This window comes from Phormidium sp. FACHB-592 (genome assembly GCF_014695795.1).
Taxonomy (GTDB): domain Bacteria; phylum Cyanobacteriota; class Cyanobacteriia; order Leptolyngbyales; family Leptolyngbyaceae; genus Stenomitos.
On the sequence record NZ_JACJOZ010000056.1, the window covers coordinates 11,907 to 36,303 of the forward strand.

22 protein-coding genes are annotated in these 24,397 nt (G+C 50.7%); 10 read left to right on the forward strand and 12 right to left on the reverse strand.

The annotated features are described in order from the left end of the window. Positions 1-157 precede the first annotated feature (157 nt). On the forward strand, positions 158-1,336 hold the full coding sequence (locus H6F86_RS15120; protein ID WP_190449440.1) for a ferrochelatase: 1,179 nt from the start codon (positions 158-160) through the stop codon (positions 1,334-1,336). Between the two features lie 211 nt (positions 1,337-1,547). On the opposite strand, the gene H6F86_RS15125 is transcribed toward H6F86_RS15120, so the two are convergent. Further along, positions 1,548-2,093, reverse strand: coding sequence for an NAD(P)H-dependent oxidoreductase (locus H6F86_RS15125; protein ID WP_190449441.1), 546 nt, complete (start codon positions 2,091-2,093; stop codon positions 1,548-1,550). A 554-nt stretch (positions 2,094-2,647) separates the two neighbouring features. On the opposite strand from H6F86_RS15125, the gene ftsH reads away from it, so the two are divergent. Then, positions 2,648-4,495 (forward strand): ATP-dependent zinc metalloprotease FtsH, encoded by a 1,848-nt coding sequence (gene ftsH, locus H6F86_RS15130; protein ID WP_277881673.1) that lies wholly within the window; start codon positions 2,648-2,650, stop codon positions 4,493-4,495. 88 nt (positions 4,496-4,583) lie between these two features. Here ftsH and H6F86_RS15135 read toward each other — a convergent pair whose 3' ends face one another. The 4 genes from H6F86_RS15135 to sfsA form a co-directional block, all read right to left on the reverse strand. Beyond that, complete coding sequence (locus tag H6F86_RS15135) at positions 4,584-5,252, reverse strand: M23 family metallopeptidase (RefSeq protein WP_190449443.1); 669 nt, start codon at positions 5,250-5,252, stop codon at positions 4,584-4,586. 215 nt (positions 5,253-5,467) lie between these two features. Continuing rightward, the gene (locus H6F86_RS15140; protein WP_190449444.1) at positions 5,468-6,073 is read right to left on the reverse strand and encodes a hypothetical protein; all 606 of its coding nucleotides are present in this window, start codon (positions 6,071-6,073) and stop codon (positions 5,468-5,470) included. 129 nt (positions 6,074-6,202) lie between these two features. Next, positions 6,203-8,416 carry an ATP-binding protein gene (locus H6F86_RS15145; RefSeq protein ID WP_190449445.1) on the reverse strand — a complete coding sequence of 738 codons (2,214 nt, stop codon included), beginning with the start codon at positions 8,414-8,416 and terminating at the stop codon, positions 6,203-6,205. Positions 8,417-8,819: 403 nt separating this feature from the next. Further along, on the reverse strand, positions 8,820-9,542 hold the full coding sequence (gene sfsA / locus H6F86_RS15150; RefSeq protein WP_190449446.1) for a DNA/RNA nuclease SfsA: 723 nt from the start codon (positions 9,540-9,542) through the stop codon (positions 8,820-8,822). A gap of 123 nt (positions 9,543-9,665) precedes the next feature. On the opposite strand from sfsA, the gene H6F86_RS15155 reads away from it, so the two are divergent. Both H6F86_RS15155 and H6F86_RS15160 read left to right on the forward strand, forming a co-directional pair. Then, on the forward strand, positions 9,666-11,771 hold the full coding sequence (locus H6F86_RS15155; RefSeq protein WP_190449447.1) for a TIGR00300 family protein: 2,106 nt from the start codon (positions 9,666-9,668) through the stop codon (positions 11,769-11,771). Between the two features lie 561 nt (positions 11,772-12,332). Further along, positions 12,333-12,539 carry a hypothetical protein gene (locus H6F86_RS15160; protein ID WP_190449448.1) on the forward strand — a complete coding sequence of 69 codons (207 nt, stop codon included), beginning with the start codon at positions 12,333-12,335 and terminating at the stop codon, positions 12,537-12,539. 14 nt (positions 12,540-12,553) lie between these two features. Here the strand turns inward: H6F86_RS15160 and H6F86_RS15165 are convergent, their stop codons facing one another. The 4 genes from H6F86_RS15165 to H6F86_RS15180 all read right to left on the reverse strand — a co-directional run bounded on the left by H6F86_RS15165 (position 12,554) and on the right by H6F86_RS15180 (position 15,306). Next, positions 12,554-12,970, reverse strand: a complete 417-nt coding sequence (locus tag H6F86_RS15165; protein ID WP_190449449.1) for a hypothetical protein — start codon at positions 12,968-12,970, stop codon at positions 12,554-12,556. Positions 12,971-12,980: 10 nt separating this feature from the next. Continuing rightward, entirely contained in the window at positions 12,981-14,183 is a 1,203-nt protein-coding gene (gene coaBC, locus H6F86_RS15170) for a bifunctional phosphopantothenoylcysteine decarboxylase/phosphopantothenate--cysteine ligase CoaBC (protein ID WP_190449450.1), read from the reverse strand. 150 nt (positions 14,184-14,333) lie between these two features. After that, on the reverse strand, positions 14,334-14,546 hold the full coding sequence (locus H6F86_RS15175) for a DUF2555 domain-containing protein (RefSeq protein WP_190449461.1): 213 nt from the start codon (positions 14,544-14,546) through the stop codon (positions 14,334-14,336). A 106-nt stretch (positions 14,547-14,652) separates the two neighbouring features. Further along, entirely contained in the window at positions 14,653-15,306 is a 654-nt protein-coding gene (locus H6F86_RS15180; RefSeq protein ID WP_190449451.1) for an alpha/beta fold hydrolase, read from the reverse strand. Between the two features lie 190 nt (positions 15,307-15,496). On the opposite strand from H6F86_RS15180, the gene purH reads away from it, so the two are divergent. Both purH and H6F86_RS15190 read left to right on the forward strand, forming a co-directional pair. After that, positions 15,497-17,062 carry a bifunctional phosphoribosylaminoimidazolecarboxamide formyltransferase/IMP cyclohydrolase gene (gene purH / locus H6F86_RS15185; RefSeq protein ID WP_190449452.1) on the forward strand — a complete coding sequence of 522 codons (1,566 nt, stop codon included), beginning with the start codon at positions 15,497-15,499 and terminating at the stop codon, positions 17,060-17,062. Positions 17,063-17,189: 127 nt separating this feature from the next. Next, positions 17,190-17,660, forward strand: coding sequence for a DUF4079 domain-containing protein (locus tag H6F86_RS15190; RefSeq protein ID WP_190449453.1), 471 nt, complete (start codon positions 17,190-17,192; stop codon positions 17,658-17,660). Positions 17,661-17,663: 3 nt separating this feature from the next. On the opposite strand, the gene H6F86_RS15195 is transcribed toward H6F86_RS15190, so the two are convergent. Then, on the reverse strand, positions 17,664-18,299 hold the full coding sequence (locus H6F86_RS15195; protein ID WP_190449454.1) for a histidine phosphatase family protein: 636 nt from the start codon (positions 18,297-18,299) through the stop codon (positions 17,664-17,666). A gap of 34 nt (positions 18,300-18,333) precedes the next feature. Between H6F86_RS15195 and H6F86_RS15200 the strand changes: the two genes are divergently transcribed. Continuing rightward, entirely contained in the window at positions 18,334-18,999 is a 666-nt protein-coding gene (locus H6F86_RS15200) for a DNA-3-methyladenine glycosylase (protein ID WP_199305299.1), read from the forward strand. A gap of 19 nt (positions 19,000-19,018) precedes the next feature. Here H6F86_RS15200 and H6F86_RS15205 read toward each other — a convergent pair whose 3' ends face one another. Next, entirely contained in the window at positions 19,019-19,579 is a 561-nt protein-coding gene (locus H6F86_RS15205) for a hypothetical protein (RefSeq protein ID WP_190449455.1), read from the reverse strand. A gap of 361 nt (positions 19,580-19,940) precedes the next feature. Then, positions 19,941-20,417 carry an Hsp20/alpha crystallin family protein gene (locus H6F86_RS15210; RefSeq protein ID WP_190449456.1) on the reverse strand — a complete coding sequence of 159 codons (477 nt, stop codon included), beginning with the start codon at positions 20,415-20,417 and terminating at the stop codon, positions 19,941-19,943. Between H6F86_RS15210 and H6F86_RS32830 the strand changes: the two genes are divergently transcribed. From H6F86_RS32830 to H6F86_RS33165, 3 genes are all read left to right on the forward strand, one after another. After that, positions 20,418-20,540, forward strand: coding sequence for a hypothetical protein (locus H6F86_RS32830; RefSeq protein WP_277881213.1), 123 nt, complete (start codon positions 20,418-20,420; stop codon positions 20,538-20,540). A 145-nt stretch (positions 20,541-20,685) separates the two neighbouring features. After that, positions 20,686-22,356, forward strand: coding sequence for a dynamin family protein (locus H6F86_RS15215; protein ID WP_190449457.1), 1,671 nt, complete (start codon positions 20,686-20,688; stop codon positions 22,354-22,356). Between the two features lie 142 nt (positions 22,357-22,498). Next, on the forward strand, positions 22,499-24,070 hold the full coding sequence (locus H6F86_RS33165; RefSeq protein WP_190449458.1) for a tetratricopeptide repeat protein: 1,572 nt from the start codon (positions 22,499-22,501) through the stop codon (positions 24,068-24,070). The last annotated feature ends 327 nt before the right edge of the window (positions 24,071-24,397 follow it).

Sequence of the window (24,397 nt, forward strand, 5' to 3'; positions counted from 1 at the left end):
ATACCAGTTTCATCCTATCCCCCCGGAGAGGATGTTAGGCTAGTCGTGAGAGGGTTACACTTTGGCGTTATCTGATGCTTAAACAGCAAAGATGGCAGTACCTGAGTGATTACCACTCAACCATAGTTTTAGTCCATTTCATATTGAGGCAGTCTCAGTGGTCGCTACTCCTGAAAAACTCCAACCCCTAACCGATGTCTCTGTCCCTCAGGATCGAGTTGCGGTTTTGCTCATGGGCTATGGCGAAGTTGAAAGCTATGAAGACTTTGCCAATTATAACGAGCAAGCGCTTAATCTCCTAACAGCAAAATTTGCGCCTGTGCCGACGTGGATTTATCCTCCAATGGCGAAGCTGTTAGCCATGTTTGATTTGCATGAGTGGAGCCATCAGCACGACCACTTTATTTCACCTCATAACGCTATCTTTGAGCGTCAGCGGGCAGGTGTTGAACAGTATTTGCAGGAACGCTGGGGCGATCGTATCAAAGTCTTCAAGGCGTTTAACTTCTGCGCTCCCTTTCTGCCAGAGCAAGTGCTAACTGAGATTAAAGCAGAAGGGTTCGATAAGCTGCTGATTTACCCGCTGCTAGTTGTCGATTCCATCTTCACAAGCGGTATTGCGGTCGAGCAGGTCAACAAGGCGCTTACGCAGCTAGCAGACGGTAACGAGCATTGGGTTAAGGGTACTCGCTACATTCCATCGTTCTACAACGAGCCTGCATACATTGATTTGCTGGCAGGCATGGTTGAAGACAAAATCAAAACCGATCTGGCAGTCGCACACCTGCCCTCACAAACAGGGATTGTGTTGATGAACCACGGTTGCCCTCACAAAGCGAAGGGCTTTACGTCTGGCATTGATGAGAGCCAAGCTTTGTACGATCGCGTCCGTGAAAAGTTGATTTACCGTTATCCCCTGACTTCAGTGGGCTGGCTCAACCACCAAACGCCACTGATTGAATGGACGCAACCGAACGCCGAGCTAGCAGCCAGCAACTTGATTGATCTAGGCGCAACTGCACTCGTCTTTATGCCGATCGGTTTCGCGACTGAGAACCACGAAACGCTTCTCGATGTCGATCACATCATCCACACATTGCGACGCAAGCATCCCGAAGTCACCTATGTACAGATGGAATGCGTGAACGATCGTCCCGAATTTCTCCAGATGGTAGCAGACTGGGCACACCCGCAAATTGAGGCATTGCTGTCAGAGCAAGCCTTGGCAGTAAATCCCAGCCTTGCCCAGAGCCATGCTCAACATAACCACGATCATGGGTATCATCATGATCATGGTCATGGGCATCAACACGGCAATGGGCACCATCACCATTAGAAGCGCCGTTCTTAGCTAGTTGTCACTAATGCCGCAATCAGGAGTAGAACCCGATTGCGGCATTAGTAACTTTAAAGGGTTAACCTGCAATAGAAGGCTAAACACTAAGCTATAGCAGTTGAAGCGAAGGTTAGGACAGACCTAAACCTTAAAATCTTTCTCTCAGCAAGGGCTTCGATTCATCCCTCTTCCTTCTGCTATAGCAGCCCACTCAAGCGACATCCCGTAGCTTTCGTGTATTTTCAACTAGACTTTGAGCAAACTTATCGAAGCGTTCTGATAGCTTTGCGTCTTGCAGTTTGCCGTCAGCGTCAAAGGCTTGCCATGCTTGACCGATCGCAATATGGTCAGGAATCACCCAGGTATGCACCCAGCGCAAAATCGTTCGCAAATCGTTCAGTGCATTGCTGTTGGGCTGTCCACCTAAGACGCTAATGAGTCCAGCAACCTTCCCTGAAAGCTGATCAAAGCTCATTAAATCCAGCGCATTTTTGAGCACACCACTAACGCTACCGTGATATTCCGGTGTAGCGAGAATAAAGCCGTCTGCCTGGTGAAACGCATGGCGTAAGCGATCGACATCGGGATAGCCCGCATACTCTTTACCACCATCACAAAACGGTAGGTTGAGCGAGCGGAGATCAAGCAGTTCTACCTCTGCGCCCAGCGCTTCTAACCGTTGTGCTGCAAGCTTTAACGCCTGCTGACTATAAGAATCAGCTCGAAGGCTACCCGCAATACCGACAAACTTCACCATAATTAAACATCCTCTTAAATGGATTTGTACGACCGAAAGAAGTCTAACGGTAAGTGATGAAAACGCTGCTAATTACAACTCTTTCTATTAGCAAGCTTGCTATCCCAATACTCAAGTGTGCGGTTCCTTGAGCTTCCCAAGTACACCTTTAGACTAAAGCAGGTAAAGCAAACTCGTAATGACTACGATTTTATCATAGCAGCTCGTCAGTTGTGCTGCCATTGGCTCATTCGTATTGCTGGCAGGATGGCACAAGTGGTCGTTTTTTCTACTTCCAGTGTGCAAACGGCGGCTGTGACCAGGAATACTTCGTTCGCTAGGATAGAGATGGGTGAGCTAAACTGAGAAGAAGTCCCGTAACTATGTTTTCTTGGGTGGGTGCGATCGCAGCATTACAGTCACCAAGACAGCATGATCAACAACATTAATGGGTCAGCGAGCTAAAGTATTGGCGAGCTAACGCGATTGGCAAGTTAAGGTAAAAGGCGCTGTGTATGAAAGGTTTCTGGACAAAAGCACTGGTAAAACGATTGCCACGGCGAGGCTCTACCGCAATGGGTCTAGCTACTGCCTTCTGGGTCATTGCTCATGGCATGACGCTATCGCCAGCAGTAGCACAAAGCAACCGTGAGGCTCTAAGCTACAGTGCCCTGCTGACCAAAATCGATTCCGGCGAGGTAACCCGTATCGAGGTTGACCCAACGCAACGAGTGGCTCGTGTGATGTTGGAAGGAGATAAAAAGGGCGACCCACTACGCGAAGTGGCTCTTTTTGAAAGTTACGGTGAACTTACTAAGAAAGCTTTAGCAAATAAGATTGACATTGCTGTACAGCCAACGCAGGATAACAGCGCTGTTATGGGCGTGTTGGCAAATTTACTGCTGTTTTTCTTGCTAATCGGTGGCTTACTCATGATTTTGCGCCGCTCTAGCAATGCCCCTGGTGGTCCTGGGCAGGCAATGAGCTTTGGTAAATCTCGCGCTCGCTTCCAGATGGAAGCTAAAACGGGCGTGATGTTTGACGATGTGGCGGGCATTGAAGAAGCCAAAGAAGAACTCCAAGAAGTCGTCACTTTCCTGAAAAAGCCCGAACGCTTTACCGCGATCGGCGCACGAATTCCCAAAGGCGTACTGTTGATCGGTCCTCCTGGTACAGGTAAAACCCTGTTAGCAAAGGCGATCGCAGGCGAAGCAGGCGTGCCCTTCTTCAGCATCTCTGGCTCTGAGTTTGTCGAAATGTTCGTGGGTGTGGGTGCGTCTCGCGTCCGTGACCTGTTCAAGAAAGCGAAAGAGAATGCACCCTGTATTATCTTCATTGATGAAATTGATGCGGTGGGACGGCAACGTGGAGCCGGTATTGGTGGTGGCAACGATGAGCGAGAACAAACGCTGAACCAGTTGTTGACCGAGATGGATGGCTTTGAAGGCAACACCGGTATCATTATCATCGCTGCAACAAACCGTGCTGATGTGTTGGATTCTGCGCTGTTGCGTCCGGGTCGTTTTGACCGTCAGGTGATGGTGGATCTGCCCACCTATAAGGGGCGGTTGGGCATTCTGGAAGTTCACGCTCGCAATAAAAAGTTGGGTCCAGATATCTCTTTGGAGACGATCGCACGCCGCACACCGGGCTTTTCAGGCGCAGAGTTGTCAAACTTACTTAATGAAGCAGCGATTCTTACGGCGCGTCGTCGTAAAGATGCAGTGACAATGTTGGAAATTGACGATGCGATCGATCGCGTCACCATTGGTCTGACGCTAACCCCGCTGCTGGATAGTAAGAAGAAGCGACTGATTGCCTATCACGAAATCGGTCATGCGCTTTTAATGACGGTGCTTAAGAACTCTGACCCACTGAATAAAGTTACGATTATTCCGCGATCAGGCGGCATTGGTGGCTTTGCACAGCAAGCCTTTAACGAAGACATGATTGACAGCGGGCTTTATACCCGTGCCTGGATGACCGATCGCATTACGATCGCCCTAGGTGGACGTGCTGCCGAGGTGGAAGTCTTCGGTGATGCTGAAGTGACTGCTGGTGCTAGCAGCGACATCAAAGCCGTAGCAGACCTGGCGCGCGAGATGGTGACACGCTATGGCATGTCTGACTTGGGACTGGTGGCGCTTGAAAGTGCGGGCAGCGAGGTCTTCCTGGGACGGGGTTTATCACCCCGTACAGAATACTCGGAAGAAGTATCGACCCAAATCGATCAGCAGGTGCGCGGTATTGCTGTTCATTGTTATGAAGAAGCCCGCAAGATCATTCGAGAAAATCGTACGCTGGTCGATCGTCTAGTTGAAATGCTGCTGGAGCAGGAAACCATTGAAGGCGAAGACTTCCGTAAAATTGTTACGGAATTTCGGGGAGAGCCAAGTGTTGCTACAGCAAGCGCACAGGCTTAGCTGTAAAGACGTTCGAGTATAAAAAAACGGTGTCTGTTAGTTGTTAGCGCTTTATCCTGTCTAACAACTAACAGACAACTGCTAGAAACTAGCCTTGATTGTAGTTAGAGTTCGCTCTTGCTCTAGCTTGTTCGGCGTACATAGCACGTAGAACTAGAGCTGGATCGACCCACTTTCCGGTGTATTTTAGACCCCAATGAAGGTGTGGTCCGGTTGTGCGTCCGGTCATACCCACACGCCCAATACGAACACCTGCTGGCACAACTTGTCCTTCCGAAAGTTGAATGCCACCGCTGCGATCGCTTAAGTAGCGTGTGCCATTTGCTGTCTCGACGTGCCCCTTCATGTGGCAGTAGACGTGCTCCCACTCACCTGATTGAATGACGACGGATGTACCACAGGCGCTATTATCGGAAACTTGAACAATTTTACCTGCCCACCAGTTGCGAATGTAGCTACCGTCTGGAGCCGCCAAATCCAACCCACGATGAAACTCTTGGCCAGGAGCGCCATCAGGAGAGCCACGATAGCCAAAGGCTGACGTATATGCCTGAAAGTTCTCAACTGGAAAAGATGCACCACGCCAGGTACCTCCAGTTGCCGCGACCTGGCTTGCCTTTGCTTCAGAAGCCTTTGCTGTCGTTGCCTGCTTTGTGTCCAAAGCCACTGCCCCTACTAGCCCAATGCTTGCCAACAGCAGGATCTGACCTGCTAGCGCTAATCTCTGGCTCAACGATGGGGTTAACCGTTGTGTCATTTCATCACTCCTGAACTGCCGGATGAGTCTGTAGTATGGGTGCTCAAAACTGTACACGGATCGATTGCTGCTACATTGACTTACTTCGACGATCGTTATCCGGATGAAACTGCGGATAAGCGACAAAAAAGTCAAGCGGCGATCGGTGCAAAGATACCCGATGTATCTTACTCCACGTTCTTGATAGATGAACTTAATTTTTTAGTAAACCGTTACTATCGTTTTGTTAATCTAGCTTCTTCAACCGCGCGGTTTAATTCTGCCATTGCTGCATCGCTGCCATCCCGAACTAGATCGCTATGAACGATTTTGGCTAGACCTTTGTAAGCTGCTTCAATGACTGCCAGTGGGGCATCGGGTGAGACATAAAGTACTTTCCACCAGGGTTTACGACGGGGCGATGCTTCGACTGGCACCATCGCAGTTTTATAACCAGCCAACTCGCGCTCGATCGATGCGCACGGGTATTGTTCGGTTAGCAATCGTTTTTCGCGCAGCAGTTGTCCGATCGCACGCATGTTGCCCTGCACAGCATCAATAGCATCACAGGCAAAAATGTACGACACGCCATTGAGGGTGAAATAAACGGCAACACCCGGATCTTGTGGGAGTACGTATGGTTCGGGATAACTAAGAAACTGTTTCAACGGCTCGACATTGCAACTGATGATAATGGCTGTAGCACCAAGCAACTGGAGTTCATACAGCAGATCATCTGTGGCACGCGCAAGCGGCACCTTTGATCGCAGGGGTTGTCGCTGCTCTGCCCGTGGTCTGCCCATTGCCCATAGCAGCGGATATTCTAGCCTGGGGTCACTCATAGCCTTGTAGGTATCGGCTGCATTTCCTGGCAACGCTCTACTGCATTGCAACGCTCATCTAGGCTTTAGCTTACAGTTTAAGTTTTCTTTTGAGGCAACCGCTACAAGTACTACTAGTGGGGCTGACCGCTATAGGGGGAGCCAAACCGAGAACGTACTGCCGCTGCCTAAGGTTGAGCAAACAGAGACTCGTCCGCCATGTAGTTCTGCCAATTGCTTGGTAAGGGAAAGCCCCAACCCTGACCCCTCATATTTACGATCGCTAACTACATCCAGTTGCTGAAAGGTTTGAAACAACAGGTGCTGCTTTTCCTGAGAAATGCCAATGCCTGTATCGGTTACTTCCAGCACTAGAAAGCGGGCATCTGGCTCAATAACCATCAGGGCAGTGTTGTCAGTAGAAACGGGTGGCAGAGTGTTTTGTTCTAACTCTAGCCCGGAGGCTAGGCGACTGCTGATAGTGATCTTGCCGCCTTCCGGCGTAAATTTCACTGCGTTAGACAAATAGTTCAGCAGAATTTGTACAACACGCTGCTGGTCTACCACTATAGATTCAACAGCCAGCGGTAATTGCAGAGAGATGACCTGCCGTTTTTCGATCGCGCGCACTTCCAGCATTTCGATCGCGTTCTGACATAGTTCGACCACATCAATCGCTGTCTTGTTGAGTTCCTGCTTACCTGCTTCAATCTTGGCAAGGTCAAGCAAATCATTAATCAGCTTCAGCAAATGATCCCCACTACTATGGATCAAAGAAAGATATTGCGCCTGTTTGGCATTGAGGTCACCAAAATGCTGTGTCAGCAACACCGTTGACAGACCTAAAACTGAAGTCAAGGGAGTTCGTAGCTCATGGGAGATATTAGCAATGAAGTTAGATTTGAAGCGATTGAGTTCTTGCTCTTTGGCTAAAGACTTCAGCATCTCTTCTTCAGCCTGTTTCCGTTGGATAAACAGCCCAAGTTCGGTGGAGGCTGCAATCAAGTCAATCAGCCGTTGGTCTTCTTGCCGGGCTTCAAACATATAGAACACAAGAATCGCAATGACATCATTGTTCGCAATCAGCGGGATGCCTAATGTTGCCTTTAGCCCTGCTGTCGTTGCGGCTTCAGCGCGGAGATAGGTGGATTCCAGTGAGACATCCTGGTGCCATTCGGTGCGTTTAGAAACCCAGACCCGACCCGGAAGCCCCTTGCCTGGAGGAAATGTGAAACCTTCGCTTGACTGTCTAAATTCATTCAAACGATCGGTTTTGCTGTACCAGGCAGGGCTGCATACCATCAGAGTCTTGTCTAAGTTAGGCACCCACGCCTCCCCAAATTCCCACTGCGTTGCTTCACACACTTTTTGGAGGGCTACCCGTAAAGCGGAATGAAAATCGGGAGAGTTGACGATGGCATGAGTCACCATCTTTAAAAGCTGACGATCTTGCTCTGCTTCTTTGTGATCGGTGATATCGACGCAAGAGCCAACAAAACCAGCAAAGGTTCCATCTGGCAACCAACGAGGCACACCCGTTTCTAACATCCAGCGATACTCACCATCGGCTCGTCTCAGGCGGTAGTCACTGGTGAACGGTTCGCGAGCTTTAAACGCTAAGGCGTAGCGCTGGAACCAGGATGACCGATCGTCTGGATGGATGCTCTCCTGCCAACCATCCCCATACTCTTGAGCAAACGATCGCCCCGTAAAATCAAGCCAGGTTTGATTATGAAAAACAGACCGCTGATCCTGACCATCAATCCAGATCAAGACCGGAGCACTATCAGCCATGGTCCGAAACCGCTCTTCACTTTCGCGTAGTGCCGCTTCGTTATGCTGAAGCTCTCGCGTTAGATGATCTGCCTCCAACAATTTTCGTCGTAACTCTAGCTGTGCAACGACCTGACGACCCAGCGCTTTTAATGCCTCAAGCTGGCTAGGATTAAGTTCACGTGGAATAAAATCGATGACGCACAGTGTGCCGAGCACATAACCGTCAGGCATGATTAACGGTACACCTGCGTAGAAACGGATGTAGGGTTCAGCCGTTACTAAGGGGTTTGTGTTAAAGCGCTCATCAGTTAGCGCATCCGGCACGAGCAAAATATCAGACTGCAATATTGTGTGACTACAAAAGGCAATATCACGTGCTGTCTCTGCCACCTCCGTGCCCACTTTTGCTTTGAACCATTGTCGTTGAGCATCAACCAGGCTTACCAGAGCAATCGGAGTATTGCAGATGCTAGCAGCTAAGCTCGTGAGATCATCAAAGCCAAGTTCAGGCTCAGTATCCAGAATTTGATACTGGCAAAGGCTATGCAGCCTATCGGACTCATTTTCAGGTAAGGGCGCGATCGACATGGATTTTGAAGATGATTCAGCAAGGGGGTGACAGTGTTTTAGCAGCAACTTTGGCTCTGACAACAAGGCTTTATAGCTGGTGGTAATGAAGTGGCTTGAAGTGATACTGACAAATGTCACCCAAGAAGATTCTTCATCCCGAACTTAACATACTGTTACAGTACCCAGATGGCTTGTAAGGAAGACAATCTGAATCATGCTCATCTTTAAATTGAACTGTTAAGGTTGCTTCATAGAGGTGATTTAAGTCATAAGATCTGCCTAAAGACTGCGATCTGTCTTTACCAGAAGTAATACCAATACAAAAAGAGCTAGCCACAGCTTTCTCTCCCTGCTTCACAGCATGTAAAAAGAAATTGGTATAACCTCTTACTGATAAAGTTGGTCGCGGCTTCTCGATTGCCTAAACCTTTAGTGAGGCAAGCCCTAGATAGCGAATGCCGAGGGGAGAAACGTCAAAGCGGCAAGGAAGAACCTGTAAGCCAAGTGCGATCGCCTCCCTCAACAATTTTCCGTAGAGTGGATCAGCGCTATCCCCTGGTGCAAAAGCGGGGCAGTCATTCCGATTAATGAAATACAGCATCACTGATGTTGCCTCGGGTAAGAGTGCTGTCAGTTCGCGCAGGTGCTTTTGTCCGCGTGTCGTCACTGTATCGGGAAACAGCGCCAAGTTGCCCTGCACCCAGGTTGTGTTTTTGACTTCGATGTAGATCGGGCGATCGTCGCTCCCTGCCAGCAAAAAATCCACTCGGCTTTTCTTATCCTGACCATAGGGGACTTCAAAGCGGATTTCGCTGTATGCACCCAACTCTGGAATTGCCTTTGCCATAAGCGCTAGATTCACTACACGATTTGGCAAACTGGTATTCACACCGACCCACGTTGGTACTGTATCGCAAACCTCAATTAGTTCCCACGTGTACGGCAACTTGCGGTTAGGGTTGTCGCTGGCAGACACATACACTTTATTGCCAGGAAGGTAAACACCCGTCATTGGTCCTGTATTGGGGCAATGCGCTGTAATAATCTCACCCGTTGCCAACTCAATATCTGCAAAAAAACGCTTGTACCGTTTGAGCAAAATTCCAGGATAAAGAGTGGGGTATTGGTAAAGAAATTCAGTCATTATTTGCAGTGATTGTTATTGAACAGTGACGCTAGCGACGAGCCTCCCTGCTCCTGTAATACAATAGATCGTTGACCGTTCTTCGTTCTTTTTCCTGCGTCTACGCTGGCAGACATTTCTCCTATGACATCTTCAATTCGCTTCCTCATGTGTGCGCCTGACCATTACGACGTGGATTATGTAATTAATCCCTGGATGGAGGGTAATATCCACAAGTCGTCCCGCGAACGTGCTGTGGAGCAATGGCAGCAGTTGTTCCACCTCCTTAAAGACCATGCGATCGTCGATCTGGTGCAGCCAGAGAAAGGCGTGCCCGATATGGTCTTTACGGCGAATGCAGGGTTGGTGCAGGGCAAGACGGCGGTACTCAGTCGCTTTTTTCACAAGGAGCGGCAAGGGGAAGAACCATTCTTCAAAGCATGGTTGGAAGAGCACGGGTTTACAGTGCATGAACTGCCGAAGGATCTGCCCTTTGAAGGTGCAGGCGATGCGCTGTTCGATCGCGAGGGACGGTGGCTATGGGCTGGCTATGGCTTCCGATCAGAACTAGATTCTCATCCATATCTGGCGCGTTGGCTTGATATTGAAGTGCTATCGCTGCGGCTGATGGATGAGCGTTTTTATCATCTGGACACCTGCTTTTGCCCGCTAGCAGATGGCTATTTGCTGTATTATCCGCCTGCGTTTGATGCCTACTCCAATCGCTTGATTGAAATGCGAGTACCAGAGGCGAAGCGGATTGCGATCGCCGAAGAAGATGCCGTGACTTTTGCCTGCAATGCGGTCAACATCGATCGCACGATCGTCCTTAACAAAGCCAGCGACAAACTGAAACAACGGCTGGCAGAGGTCGGGTTTCGGGTACTGGAAACACCCTTAACAGAATTCTTGAAGGCAGGCGGCGCAGCGAAGTGCCTGACCTTGCGGGTCACTGAACCAGTGCAGGCAAACGTTCATGCTAGTGCCACGGTCGAAAGCCGCGTGGTGCGTATGGATGGACATTTGTTGGATGCAGGACTAATTAACCAGGCATTGGATTTAATTGTGGATGGAGGCGGCAGCTTTCAGGTGCTCAATTTCAGCCTGGGTGAGCAGCGCCAAAGTACCTCGTCTGCGGAAGTGAAAGTGACTGCGCCATCCCATGAGGTGATGGAGTCACTCATGTCGCAGTTAATTGACTTGGGCGCACTGCCGCCACCAGAGGATGTTTGTGACAGCATTCTAGAAACCGTGACACAAGCGGGAGTTTCGCCTGATGATTTTTACGTTACAACGATTTATCCCACTCAAGTGCGTGTCCAGTGCGAATGGGTGAAGGTACGTGGACAGCGAATGGATGCTGCGATCGTCGTGCGCGAAACACCTCATGGCTTGGATGCCTATTGCAGCCTTTTACGTGATTTGCAAGTGGGCGATCGGGTTGTAGTGGGTGTAGAAGGCATCCGCACCATCCGCAAAACCGAATCGCGCGAACAGCGCAACACCCAGGAATTTAGCTTCATGGGTGCAGGTGTCTCTAGTGAACGGCGGGTCGAACTTGTTGTAGAACAAATTGCGTGGGAACTCCGCCAAATCCGAGACCAGGGTGGCAAAGTCGTTGTCAGCGCCGGACCCGTCGTCATCCATACAGGCGGTGGCGAACATCTGGCGCATTTGGTGCGCGAAGGGTATGTGCAGGCGTTACTGGGTGGTAATGCAATCGCCGTTCATGACATTGAGCAGTCCATGATGGGCACCTCGTTAGGTGTAGACATGAAGCGTGGCGTATCGGTACGAGGTGGACATCGGCACCATTTAAAAGTCATTAACACGATTCGTCGCTATGGCAGCATTGCGAAAGCGGTGGAACAGGGCGTTGTCACCAGTGGCATTCTGTACGAATGTGTGAAACACAACATCCCGTTCTCGTTAGCTGGCTCGATTCGTGATGACGGACCGCTGCCAGATACACAGATGGACTTGATCAAAGCGCAAACTGATTACGCCCGCTTGATCGAGGGTGCAGACTTGATTTTGATGCTGTCGTCTATGCTGCACTCGATCGGTGTGGGCAATATGACTCCTGCGGGCGTGAAGATGGTCTGTGTGGATATCAACCCAGCTGTAGTGACGAAATTGAGCGATCGTGGCTCTGTTGAATCGGTCGGCGTAGTCACTGATGTCGGTCTCTTCCTCAGTTTGCTAGTACAACAACTTAACAAGCTGACCAGCCCCTACCGCGTTGCTTAGTCTGCTATTCCCTTGCAACAAGTCTGAAATTAGAATCTGTACTTAAAGGAGATGCGGCTTAGCAGCGTGTCTCCTTTCATTTTTGTGAACGAACGATTACCTTAATGTGTGATGCCTTCTGGTCTCACGTCATTGATAATGGAATCATCAACCGCTTGATGGATCGGTGTTACAGTGCATTTTTTGCTGCCTGTAGATAATACCTGTTCCCTTCCCACACGCCATAAAGTTCCCTCTACCTGTGGCTCTTATTAAGGCGGATTAAAAGGGAGTAATGGGGAAACCTGTAGCCAGCACTTTTTGGGTTGGTACAACTCCATCGTCTACACAATGGCGCTGCTCTACTAATGAGGTTACCAACAGGCAGATCTATCGTTAGACAGAGATCAGCGGCAATATGGAACCGAGTAATGCAGCCGCTAGTCAAGGACTTCGTAGCGCAGCTAATGAAGTTGTCGAGCAACTTATTGACTGACTACACAATCAGGGGTGCTGAAGCTATTGGACGTTATAACAGCAACATTTAAAACCATCTTTACGCTACAAAGCTCCCTCACTCTTATGGAAAGCCTTGCCTACCTCTATATTCTGGCTGAAGAAGCTGAGCAACTAGACCAGACTCAGCCGCAACTCGTACCGCTACTTGGGAACGAACAACCCGCTTCATCTGATTGGGCATCTAGTATCGCTATGCAATCAGCAGAGATTTCAAGAGGATGTTTGGATTGCGATCGCGACAGTCAGTCCTACCCTACCTTTTATCTCTAGGCTCACTGCATCCTTCAAACTTTGAGGCGTTGCTGCAACTGCTTGATGATGTGCGATCGTCCTGAGATGGTTGCTGCCTTTGCTTCTATCTCTACCAGCACTTTCGTTGTGAACAGTCCACTCAGTGCCGATCGCTTATAAACTGTGAACGAGTCGATCGTGGCTTCTTTCTCAAAGCCCAGTTCGCTTAAGGTTGCTGTTAGCGTTTGATTGAAGGCCTTCGCATCGCTAACTGCGGCGGTGATGGAAACATTGCGATTAAAGTAAGCGCCTGTCAATCCAGCCAGAAGACCAAACAGAATGCCAACCTGATAGGGCGCACCTGTTGCCAGACTTATGTCGGTCTGCTGCGAAACCACAAACGCCGTAATCAGCGTCATGACAACGAAGTAGTAAAGAAACGTAGGAATCAAACCGGGACCCGTCGTCATAAGGCATGACCTAAATGGCGTGAATGAAAGCGAGTAGCTGATGCGCCATGTGCAGCTTACTACAGGGTGCAATAACGTGCTTACGTCCCCGATGATCTAGCAAGATTGCCTGGTTAGAATCACTACCAAAGCCGCTGTTGGGCTGGTCGATCGGATTCGCCGCGATCGCGTCTAGCTTTTTCTGCTTCAGTTTCTCTAGCGCGGGTGTCACAATGTCGCCAGTCTGCGCGGCGAAGCCAATCAGCTTTTGATGAGGCTGTTTCAGCGCTCCTAGCTCTGCCACAATATCTGGGACGGGTGCCAACGGAAGAGACGAGGGAAGCGATCGTTTCGGCAATTTTTCTGAGCTATAGCTGGCAGGTTTCACGTCGGCTACCGCTGCCGCCATAATCGTCCAATCGGCATTTGGGAAGCATTTCAGCAACGTCTGCTGCATTTCTGCGGCACTGGTCACTGCAAGCGTCTGCACACCCTCTAAAGCGACGATCGATGTGTCTAGAACTCCATGTACCAGCGTAACGGTCGCACCCCGATGTAGGGCTGCTTGTGCTAGCGCAATACCCATCTTGCCGGTTGAGGGATTGCCCAGAAAGCGAACTGGATCAAGAAACTCTCGGGTGCCGCCAGCACTGATTAAAAGATGCTTACCAACTAAATCACGCTGCCCACTGGTGTATAACAGCGACTCTATCTGAGCCAGCATTGCTACAGGTTCAGCCATGCGTCCTGTGCCCACCCGATCGCACGCCAAAATGCCTGAGCCAGGCGCAAGCGTATGCATTCGTGGCTGGGTCTGCACTGTCTGCCAGTTGCGCTGCACAGGCACTTGTTCCCACATATCCGTATTCATCGCAGGCGCAAGCAACACGGGGCAGGTCGATGCCAGCACGGTATTGGTGAGCAAATTATCTGCCATGCCGTAGACTAGCTTTGCCAGCGTGTTCGCAGTCAGCGGTGCTAGTACCAGCAACTCTGCCCATTCGCCTAGCTCAATATGCAACGGGCGATCGTGGGCTTGCCAGAACGATGCATCTGTATAAGCTGCATGGCGGCAAAGGGTTGAAATCGTGAGGGGCGTGATGAATGCTTGGGCTGAGTCTGTCAAAATGGCACGTACTGCAACGCCCTGCTTTGCCAGAGTTGAGATAACTTCACAAACTTTGTAAGCCGCAATGCCGCCGCTAATGCCGACTAAAACTCGCTTGCCTTGCATAGAACATAAAAGTGGGAGCGGCAAAACTCAAAATGTCTATGCTTTTATTCTGCACGTTCAATTTCCAATTAGCAGCTGTTCAACGCGATCGCCTGCCGCTGTAGGGAAATTCCACAGGACATCCCTACATAAGTCAACGTTGCATTCCCCTTAGGCTTCGTCGAAGGCTTCCATGTCAAGCAGGTGAAGGTAGGGTTCCACCAGTTCTGGACGTTGAAAGGCGATTTTCCGAAGCAGATGCCAGTCGTTTAGCCCTTCAAAGGCATTGACGTAATCATCTTTCTCCAGACGGACAGCAAGTTCTGCTACATCTGTCGTGGTCAACTGGGTCACATCCAACTGTTCAACGCTTAGAGTCGCCATCATTACCACCTCTCTCGTAAAATGCCCGAATCAGCTTGCTCACTCTAGGTATAAGCCCGTACTACATAGTACATTACTCGATCGACTCCAGCCACGCTCTAGCAGTTTACTTATTATTAGGCAACAACTCTTCAACAAAACTTTGTATTAGCTTCAGTACGATCGGCTGAATTTCGTGCCCCATGTCAAATTCTTGATACCGCACATCTGCCCCTAAGCTTCGCAGGCTAGCAAGTGCCTGTTGAGCGGCAGCTAGTGGCACGACGGAATCCTGCTTGCCATGGATCATTAGCACCGGCGGAATAGCAGCTTGCGGCGGTACGATCGGCGCATGGAGATAGCCGCTGAGCACCATCAAGCCTGCAAGGGGTAGCCCTAAACCAACATCCAACGTCATAGCACCACCTTGAGAGAAGCCGCCCAGCACAGTGTGAGAAAGCGGTACTCCGGTTGTCGTCGCCAGCTCTTTGAGCAAGTCGATCAACAGTTGACGGCTAGTAGAAAGATCCTTACGGGTACGAAACTCAGACGTACTTTGAAAGTTGAAATGATTGGGAAAGTCGTACCACATCTTGCCGCCCGCTGAATATGGGTGCGAGAAGGGCGCATCGGGAAACACCAACTGGAAATCAGGCAAGTCAACTAACGATGCTAGAGACCAGACATCCTTAGCGCTGGCACCCCAGCCATGTAGGATGACGACCGTGCCTCTGGGTGGCTGACCGGACGCAGGAGGAATAGTAATCGCTTGCAGAGCCATGAGTTTGTTCTTCTAGATGCTGGAACGCCCATCGTAGCGCGAGGTGGAAGCCAAGATCCTTGTACCGTTGGAGTGAGCTTTGCCCCTGCTGACCTGCCAAGAACTATGTATGTGGAGGCTAGGTGCAAGCTTCCGTTATCCAGCGCATCCTCCGGTACACTAATTTAGGGATTTACGGGAGTTGCGGCGCATGGCACCACTGGCATTGCTGAGTGTATCGGATAAGACGGGATTGATTGAACTGGCACGTAGCCTGGTAGAAGAATTTGGCTTTGATCTCATCAGCAGTGGGGGCACAGCGCAGGCATTGAAAGAAGCTGGGCTGCCTGTTACCAAAGTTTCGGATTACACCGGCTCGCCCGAAATTCTAGGCGGTCGGGTGAAGACGTTACATCCTCGCATCCATGGCGGCATTTTGGCACGGCGAAATCTGGCTGAAGATGTGGCAGATCTGGAGGCGCAGCAGATGCGTCCGATCGACCTTGTTGTGGTCAACCTGTATCCCTTTGAGCAGACGATCGCCAAGCCTAACGTGTCTCTGGCAGACGCGATCGAGCAGATTGACATTGGTGGTCCTGCCATGATTCGTGCGTCTGCAAAAAATCATGCCCATGTCACGATTCTGTGTAGCCCAACCCAATACACCGACTACCTGCAAGAATTACGCCAAAACAGCGGTAGTGCATCACCTGCCTTTCGACAAAGGGCGGCGCTACGGGCATTTCAACATACGGCGCACTACGACCAGGCGATCGCGGCATATTTAGAAAGGCAGGAGGCAGAGGGCAGAGGGCAGGAGGCAGAAGGCAAATTGTCTGAGATGTATGAGCTTGCAGGGACCCAACTTCAGCCATTGCGGTATGGCGAGAACCCGCATCAGCCTGCGGCGTGGTATCAAACCGGAGCAACGACGACCGGATGGGCAGCCGCGACAAAGCTTCAGGGCAAGGAGTTGAGCTACAACAATCTAGTGGATTTGGAAGGCGCACGACAGATCATTGCCGAGTTTGCTGAAGGTGATCCGGCAGCGGCGATCGTCAAGCACACCAACCCTTGCGGCGCAGCGCTAGGGAAGACACTGGTAGAGGCATATCAAAAAGCGTTCGATGCTGATGCCACTTCAGCATTTGGTGGCATTGTGGCGTTGAACCGTCCGATTGATGCTGAGACTGCCACTGCACTGGCTAAAACCTTTTTAGAATGTGTTGTCGCTCCTGGCTGTGAACCAGAAGCAGAAGCCATCCTCAGCGCTAAGAAAAACTTGAGAGTGTTGGTTTTACCAGACTTAAGCAGTGGACCGAAGGAAACAGTCACCGCGATCGCGGGTGGCTTTCTGGCACAAACGTCGGACGATCGCCCAGTCGAGCCTGGCCTATGGAAAATCGTTACCGAGAAACAGCCCACAGACGCACAGCTAGAAGAACTCCTGTTTGCCTGGAAGCTTTGCAAACACGTCAAATCGAATGCCATTGTGGTGACGCGCGATCGTACGACGATCGGAGTCGGTGCCGGACAGATGAACCGCGTTGGTTCCGTCAAAATTGCTCTGGAGCAAGCGGGCGAAAAAGCGCAGGGAGCCGTCCTTGCCAGCGATGGGTTCTTCCCGTTTGATGATTCAGTACGGACAGCCGCCGCCGCCGGGATTAGTGCGATCGTCCAGCCCGGTGGCAGCCTCCGCGATCAGGACTCCATCAACGCCGCCAACGAACTGGGGGTTGTGATGGTGCTAACAGGAATACGGCACTTTTTACATTAAGGCTCAAGGCTCAAGGCGAACATAGCAAAACTTTTTAGCCTTCAGCCTTCAGCCTTCAGCCTTCAGCCTTCAGCCTTCCATCCCTCTATGCTAATTTTTATGAAGTGTCCTTTGCTCTTTCTGTTCTATGAGTTCTGCAATCCCCGAATCCGTTAAAGTTTGGAGTCAGTTCTTTCATCCTGCCCTAATGTGGGTCTTGTTTGCGCTAACCCTTTATGCGCTGTATCTCGGCGTTAAAGCGCGTCGTGTGCGCTACGCCGAAGGTGAAGAGAGGAAAGAACTTATTAAAGGCAAATTTAACGTCAAGCATTTTCAGGTGGGTTCGTTAGTGCTGGCGTTGATGGTAGTAGGGTCGATCGGCGGGATGGTCGTCACTTATATCAACAATGGCAAGCTGTTTGTTGGCGCTCACCTGCTGGCTGGCTTGGGTATGACTGGGATGATTGCAGTTTCGGCTTCACTCTCACCCTTTATGCAGAAAGGTGCAGATTGGGCACGCTACACTCACATTTTTTTGAACATTGTGCTGGTTGGTCTCTTTGGCTGGCAGGCAGTGACAGGCGTTCAAATCGTGCAGCGGATTATTGGCAAGATGTAGTCTTTAGGGCGGTGGAAGTTGCCCAACGACATCGATCGTTTGTCCCTTTGCACGCAGCACAATAGACTCTCCCGAAGCCGGCACGCGGTTTGTTAGGGCGGTGATGTTGACTTGATGGGTCACTAAAATTGTCACGCCTTGAGTGGTACGACTTGCCAAAATCAGGCGACGTACCGCTTCTGTTTGTTGTTTTTTGGTGCTGGCATTGTTAAAAAAGGAATTGAGCGGCGGGAAGGCTTGAACGGGCTTGAGGTTGAGCAGTTTTGCCGTTTCCAGACAGCGACACCACTGGCTCGATCGCACGCTGGCAATGGGAATCTTACGATCGCGAAACGCCTTCCCAATCCGTTCTGCTTGCTGCCGTCCAGTTGCCGACAAATTGCGCTGCGTCGAGCAATCATTGAGCTGAAAGTTACTAGGATCACCAACGCCGGGTGCAAGGGTATGACGCATCATCACCACATAGCCATCACCGCTCTGGAGTTGCGTCCAGAGAGAAGACGTTTGGGTTTGACGGACAGGGGCAGCATTGGAGCGCTCATCAGAACGAGTAACGCAAGCACTAGCCCACGCTGTAGCAACACTGATCGCTAAAATAAGCAGGACTCGCTTCGTGTAGACAGGCTGTTTGGGCTGCATGAAGGATGACTGAACGTGAGCTTTAATTCCGCCGATGACTACATCTCAATTAGAAGAGTCGATCGACTACTCAGTGGCGATCGCCGCTCTTACCCAAGCTGATCCTATTTTGGCAACTCTTATTGAGCAAGTGGGTGCCTGCACCTTAAATCTGGGACGGCAAAAGGGCGATTTGCTGTATTGCCTTTGCGAATCAATCCTTTACCAACAGTTGTCCGGCAAAGCTGCTGCTGCAATCCATCGTCGCTTTCTAGCGCTTTACCCTCACCAGGGGTTCCCAACTGCCGCTGAGCTGCTCAATACGCCGGATGAGGACTTGCGAAGTGCAGGTATCTCACGTCCCAAAATTGTGTATCTGAAAGATCTGGCGCAAAAAACGCTGGATGGGCTACCTACAATGGCTGAGTTGGAGGCGATGGACGATGAGGCGATCGTGCAAACGCTCATCCCCATTAAAGGTGTGGGACGCTGGACAGTGCAAATGTTGCTCATCTTTCGGCTGCATCGTTGGGATGTGCTGCCTGTTGATGATCTCGGCATTCGCTCTGGCATTCGTCGCGCCTATGGTTTAGCAGAGTTACCGAATAAGAAAACTGTTGAGCATATTGGACAACCGTGGCGACCCTACCGTACGATCGCCTCCTGGTATCTCTGGCGCAGCCTAGATGTCACTACGCCTGCAAGTACAGCCAAGCCCTAAGCCAGAAGACCAAACGTCTCTAACGGCTGGCTTTACAGGTAGACAAAAGACGTCGATCGCCTGCACTAAGCTGCTTGATGGGATAGTAGCCCTTTAAACTAATAGGCGTAACGTTGGGCTGTGTTAAGGATGCAGAAGTACCACTGCTTTGAAGGGCAACCGCATAGGGATAGCTGGCTTGCTCGTAGCTATTAACGACAGTGAGCGCCAACTGTTGTGCCTGAAGCGTCCCATGCACACAATCAAAGGACGATCGAGGCATATAAAACGCGCCTGTCACGTTGCCTTTGTTCACTTCAAAGACTAAATAGGTTGCACCTAACTGTCCTGCTTTGGGAGCCTGACCGTAGAGATAGGTGCCATTAGACATCGAGTTAGTCGCCGCATGAGAAACCGCTACAACATTTGCAGGCAGAGTTTTGGTGGCAGGAACTTCACTGCTATGGGTCAATCCCTGTTCTTGCGTTACTAAGCTAACGGCACAGGTAAGTACAATCCCAGTCAGCAATTTCTCAAAGGGGCGTAAGGCGGTTTTTGGGATGAGGGTGATCGATGCAACGACGGTAGATTGAACTGACATAGTTTTTCGGGGGCTTGCGATACAAGTAATATCGAGCTTTTCAGAGAATGAACAGGTGATACAGTCAGTGAATATGCGTGATCTCAACTGGATAATCGTGTGATCGAAACTCCGAAAAGGTGTGATGCAGATTACAAAAACAGATTGCAGCGGTCGTTTCAATGCCCTTGAGTTTGCTCTAGTAACTTACCCAGAGTGCATCTGAAGGGACTATAAGGCAAAAAAACAGGATAAGCGTGGTGCCTATCCTGCTTGAAGCGAATCTGGTTCGCTTAAATTGCGTTAATGAAGGGTGCTGCTTGACTTACCCTCTTTAGCTGTAGCAGCTAGATGTGACACCGTTTGAAGTGCAGTGCCAGTTTTAGTTGCGACCGCTAGCTTCAAGGGTTGCGGCTGGTTGCTCAGCGCCCGTCAGGTTGATCTTGACCGCCTTATTACGGACTTCTTCAACTTTAGGCAACGTGAGGCTCAAAACGCCATCCTTGTAGTTAGCTTCAACGCGATCATTCTGCACTGCAACGGGTAGCGGAATCACACGCTGGAATTTGCCATAACGGAACTCGGTGCGGAAGAAGCCATCCTTCTCGGTCTTTTCCTCATGACGATGTTCACCAGAAAGGGAAACCGCTTCTTTTGTTACCTGAATATCCAGGTCTTTGGCTTCCATACCAGGTAATTGTGCCCGCAACAATAGTGCTTCGCCAGTGTCTTTTAGCTCCACAGCGGGAGTCCAGGACGCTTCGCTATTAGTGGTTTGTGTCAGTTCATCGAACACATTGTCCATCTGACGACGCAGGGATTCAATTTCACGCCAGGGTTGCCAGTAACGAACTAACATATGTCTATCTCCTTTTGGATCAAGATTGAAATCGACTCTTTTATAGTGCCGCGATCGCGCCTGAAACGCAGTCAGGTAAACCGTACCGGGGATGTTCAGGTTGCCCAACCAGACAGAAGGTAAAAGGTAGAAGGAGTTTCGAGTTTCGAGTTTTTCTCTGCTTTTCCCACTCCCTACTCCCCACCCCCTACTCCCCACTCCCCGACTGCTATCTACTGCCCCGCTATGGGCATTGTTATTGTAGAGACACGCTTTCAGGAAGGTGCCAATGGTACAGCCGGATGCTTACCAGCAGTTGTTCGATCGCCTCAGAGCAGCGGTCGGTTTGCTAGAACTCGATCGCAACTCTCAGCTTCAGCGAGACGTATCAGCCGTATGCGATCAGTGTGTGCGGTCTAGCTATCGAGTGGCGGTGTTTGGTCCGTTCAACTATGGCAAATCGACATTGCTGAATGCGCTGTTGGGTGAGCGGGCATTGCCGATCGACCTGATTCCCACTACAGGCGCAGCAATTACAGTGCGCTACGGTGAGAGTCTGCAAACGTGTATTCGGCTCACTGATGGCGCTGTCATTAACGAACCCGGGACAGAGGTACTCAAGCGCTTTGCCATTCTGGATGACGATCGCCGGATGCGTCAGGATGTTGCTTCTGTAGAGGTGTTGTGTCCCCACCCCTTTCTGCAATCGGGCGTGGAACTGGTGGATTTGCCGGGGACGAACGATCGCGACGAGCAAGATGCGCTGGTGAAAGATCAACTGCTGAGTGCCGATCTAGTCGTGCAGGTGCTGGATGGACGCAAGCTAATGACGCTGGGCGAACGGGAGCACTTGCGCGATTGGTTGCTCGATCGCGGCATTGAAACCGTTGTGTTTGTGGTCAATTTTCTGAATTTGCTAGAACCAGATGAGCAGAAGCAGGTTTACAATCGCCTGCGCTTTGTGGCAGAAAGTTTTCGCTCCAGGTTGCCACCTGGTATCAGCAATCTCTATCGCGTGGATGCGCTGCCAGCACTAAGAGCTAGACTGAAGGGCGATATGGCAGCGGCGCAAACAGCAGGTTTACCCACGTTTGAATCCGCCTTGCAGACGATCGTCCAGGCGCAGCAAGAGCAAACGGAAATACGGTTGCCACGGGTAACAGCGATCGCCCACGCGGTCGCACAAGCGCTGCAAGCGAAAGTCGATGAGGTGACGGCAGTATTGCAAACTGCGGCTAACAAGCGCCAGCAAAAGCATGAGATTCAGCAAAAGGCATCGCGGTTGCTTGAAACGGGCTTTGCGAAGAGTGCAGCAGACTTTAGCGACTGGTTAGCCCTCACTAATCTACTCGATCGCTACCAGGACGAAGCGGCACAAGCACTGCAAAGCGGGCAGTTCCAAACCTGGGCAACGGGCGCGTTCAAAACAGCGGCGATCGACCACCAGCAGGCAGTAGCAAAATGGGTGCAGCAAGCGTGCGAGTTTTTTGAGCGATCGCGTCCTCACCAATTGCTGGTCGCGTTTCCACCCGCACCGTCGGTCGAGGTTGCCCCAGAATCTTCAACGCCAGCCAGTCCCTCTAAAACGGGCGATTTGACACCGACCGCGATCGCTACGGGTATCGGCTGGGTGTTGGGTGGTCCCGTTGGCGGTGCTGTATTGGGTAGTGCCTCTTACCTGCTCAACAAATCGCTCAATGTAGACAAACCAACACCGCCGCCTGTTTCGACTGCACCTACAACCTATGCGTACCTGGAAGCAGCAAGAGATTATCTGGTCAACTTCAGCAGCCTAAACCTGGCAGCATTACAGCGCTATGAGGCGATCGCCGCACCAGTCCTTCGCTTTGATGCCGCACAAGAGCCGATCACCCTGACCCATCAGCACCATCAGCTAGAGTTGTTGCAAAATACCCTAGCTAATTTGCAGGGCGAGATCGAGCAGGTTTCGGTCAGCTAAAGCAAACTGACTCCCACCTTACATTGCTCAGAAACGTCTTGTTCGTTATTAGAATATGGCAGAAGTCGAAACGCTAATTGCTCATTACTGAATCAACTTAAGCTGAATTAACTCCTCTCTCCTCACCCCTTACCTCTCACCCGTGCAAAGCTACCCCTCCCAACTCAACATTCCAGAAACGCTTGCGACGGCGACGGCTCATCATCAAGCCGGACGGTTGCCCCAGGCAGAACAGCTTTATCGTCAGATTTTACAGCAGCAGCCCCAACAGGTTGACGCGCTGAATCTGCTAGGTGTGATTGCCTGCCAAAAAGGTGGGCTAGATGAGGGCATTACCCTCTATCGGCAAGCCTTGATGCTGCGTCCAGGCTATGTCAGCGCGCGCGAAAATCTTAGCGTTGCCCTTTGGAAACGGGGCAAGCAACTGATTGAAGAGGCGATCGATTCATACAGTCAAATCATCACCTTTCAACCCGAAAATCAGCAGGCTTACCATAATCTAGGCAGCATTCTGGTTGAGCAAGGCAAGCTGGATGAAGCCTTGAGTTACTACCTGCAAGCCGTATCCGTTCAGCCTGATGATGCAGTGGCACTCAATACGATCGGCACCCTTTTGCAACAGCAAGGCAAGACGTCTGCGGCGATCGCCTATCACCGTCGAGCACTAGCAATACGACCCCATTATCCTGACGCGCTCAATAGTTTAGGCACGGCACTGCAAGAAGACGGCAATACCCAGGAAGCCTTGTCGTGCTTCAATCAGGCTCTAGCGCTAAACCCAACGGATCCGAATGCTCGCTATAACCGATCGCTCATCTTGTTGACCGAAGGTAACTACCAGCAGGGCTTTCCAGAGTACGAGTGGCGCTTAAAAACACGCGAATTCCCGCCTTGCCCCTTCCGGCAGCCTCTCTGGGACGGATCTGATCTCACAGGACGCACGATTCTGCTTCATGCGGAGCAAGGCTTAGGCGATACGCTTCAATTTATTCGGTATGCTGCGCTCGTAAAGCAGCGGGGGGCGCGCATCGTGCTGACCTGTCATCAGCCCTTGATGCGGCTCTTGTCAACGGTGCCCGGTATTGATCAGCTAGTGCCGCTTGGCTATCCCCCACCCAATTTTGACGTTTATGCCCCGCTCATGAGCCTACCGGGAATTTTGGGTACAACGCTAGAGAATGTGCCTGCACCAATACCCTATTTGCAACCGCCTCAGTCTGCTTTGCAACTTTCAGCACCTGCAACAGCACGGCTGAAAGTTGGCATCGTCTGGTCTGGTGGGCATTTGTATAAAAAAAATCAGAGCCGCTCTTGTCCGTTGGTTCATTTTCAACCGTTGCTGCAACTGCCCGATATCGCTTACTACAGTTTGCAAAAAGGCATTGCTCAAACGCATCTATCAGAATTAGGCTGGGAGTCTCAGGTACAGGATTTGAGCAGCCAGTTCAACGATATGGCAGAGACCGCTGCGGCGATCGCTCAGTTGGATCTGGTTATTACAGTCGATACATCGATCGCTCATCTAGCTGGTGCCCTCGGCAAACCAGTATGGGTCTTGCTCACCTTGCAGCCCGACTGGCGCTGGATGTTACACCGCGAAGAGACCCCTTGGTATCCCACAATGCGTTTGTTCCGTCAATCTAAACTAAATGACTGGCAAGGTGTACTTGATCGCGTCGTGCACGCATTGAAGTCACTTCCTGTAAACAATTAAGTAGGTGGGCGTAATCATTGACAAGCTACATTTCGACTTTGCTCAATGCTCTTCGACTTCGCGTTCGACGTTTCGGCTGAGCGCCCTTCGGCTTAAGCACTCAGGTCAAAAGCTCAGGTCGAAAGCGCACGCCGAAGTCTCAAGGCTCTCAGTCCTGTTGATGGGCAGGTTGAGCACAGTCGAAACCCGATCTCTAAGTAGTGCTAAGAAAGTGTTTGTAAATGCTGGTTAAGCAGGTTTCAAGTTCCTCGTTCGTCGGTTGTTTGTTAACCGCCTCAGCATCAACCGAATCATGACCACATAAACCATGCCTTCATGATTTTCAGG

Bases quoted from the DNA above. Each gene is read 5' to 3' on its own strand.
- H6F86_RS15125 (WP_190449441.1), bottom strand. From the start codon at position 2,093: ATGGTGAAGTTTGTCGGTATTGCGGGTAGCCTTCGAGCTGATTCTTAT.
- ftsH (WP_277881673.1), top strand. From the start codon at position 2,648: ATGGGTCTAGCTACTGCCTTCTGGGTCATTGCTCATGGCATGACGCTA.
- H6F86_RS15135 (WP_190449443.1), bottom strand. From the start codon at position 5,252: ATGACACAACGGTTAACCCCATCGTTGAGCCAGAGATTAGCGCTAGCA.
- H6F86_RS15140 (WP_190449444.1), bottom strand. From the start codon at position 6,073: ATGAGTGACCCCAGGCTAGAATATCCGCTGCTATGGGCAATGGGCAGA.
- H6F86_RS15145 (WP_190449445.1), bottom strand. From the start codon at position 8,416: ATGTCGATCGCGCCCTTACCTGAAAATGAGTCCGATAGGCTGCATAGC.
- sfsA (WP_190449446.1), bottom strand. From the start codon at position 9,542: ATGACTGAATTTCTTTACCAATACCCCACTCTTTATCCTGGAATTTTG.
- H6F86_RS15155 (WP_190449447.1), top strand. From the start codon at position 9,666: ATGACATCTTCAATTCGCTTCCTCATGTGTGCGCCTGACCATTACGAC.
- H6F86_RS15160 (WP_190449448.1), top strand. From the start codon at position 12,333: ATGGAAAGCCTTGCCTACCTCTATATTCTGGCTGAAGAAGCTGAGCAA.
- H6F86_RS15165 (WP_190449449.1), bottom strand. From the start codon at position 12,970: ATGACGACGGGTCCCGGTTTGATTCCTACGTTTCTTTACTACTTCGTT.
- coaBC (WP_190449450.1), bottom strand. From the start codon at position 14,183: ATGCAAGGCAAGCGAGTTTTAGTCGGCATTAGCGGCGGCATTGCGGCT.
- H6F86_RS15175 (WP_190449461.1), bottom strand. From the start codon at position 14,546: ATGGCGACTCTAAGCGTTGAACAGTTGGATGTGACCCAGTTGACCACG.
- H6F86_RS15180 (WP_190449451.1), bottom strand. From the start codon at position 15,306: ATGGCTCTGCAAGCGATTACTATTCCTCCTGCGTCCGGTCAGCCACCC.
- purH (WP_190449452.1), top strand. From the start codon at position 15,497: ATGGCACCACTGGCATTGCTGAGTGTATCGGATAAGACGGGATTGATT.
- H6F86_RS15190 (WP_190449453.1), top strand. From the start codon at position 17,190: ATGAGTTCTGCAATCCCCGAATCCGTTAAAGTTTGGAGTCAGTTCTTT.
- H6F86_RS15195 (WP_190449454.1), bottom strand. From the start codon at position 18,299: ATGCAGCCCAAACAGCCTGTCTACACGAAGCGAGTCCTGCTTATTTTA.
- H6F86_RS15200 (WP_199305299.1), top strand. From the start codon at position 18,334: ATGACTACATCTCAATTAGAAGAGTCGATCGACTACTCAGTGGCGATC.
- H6F86_RS15205 (WP_190449455.1), bottom strand. From the start codon at position 19,579: ATGTCAGTTCAATCTACCGTCGTTGCATCGATCACCCTCATCCCAAAA.
- H6F86_RS15210 (WP_190449456.1), bottom strand. From the start codon at position 20,417: ATGTTAGTTCGTTACTGGCAACCCTGGCGTGAAATTGAATCCCTGCGT.
- H6F86_RS32830 (WP_277881213.1), top strand. From the start codon at position 20,418: ATGTCTATCTCCTTTTGGATCAAGATTGAAATCGACTCTTTTATAGTG.
- H6F86_RS15215 (WP_190449457.1), top strand. From the start codon at position 20,686: ATGGTACAGCCGGATGCTTACCAGCAGTTGTTCGATCGCCTCAGAGCA.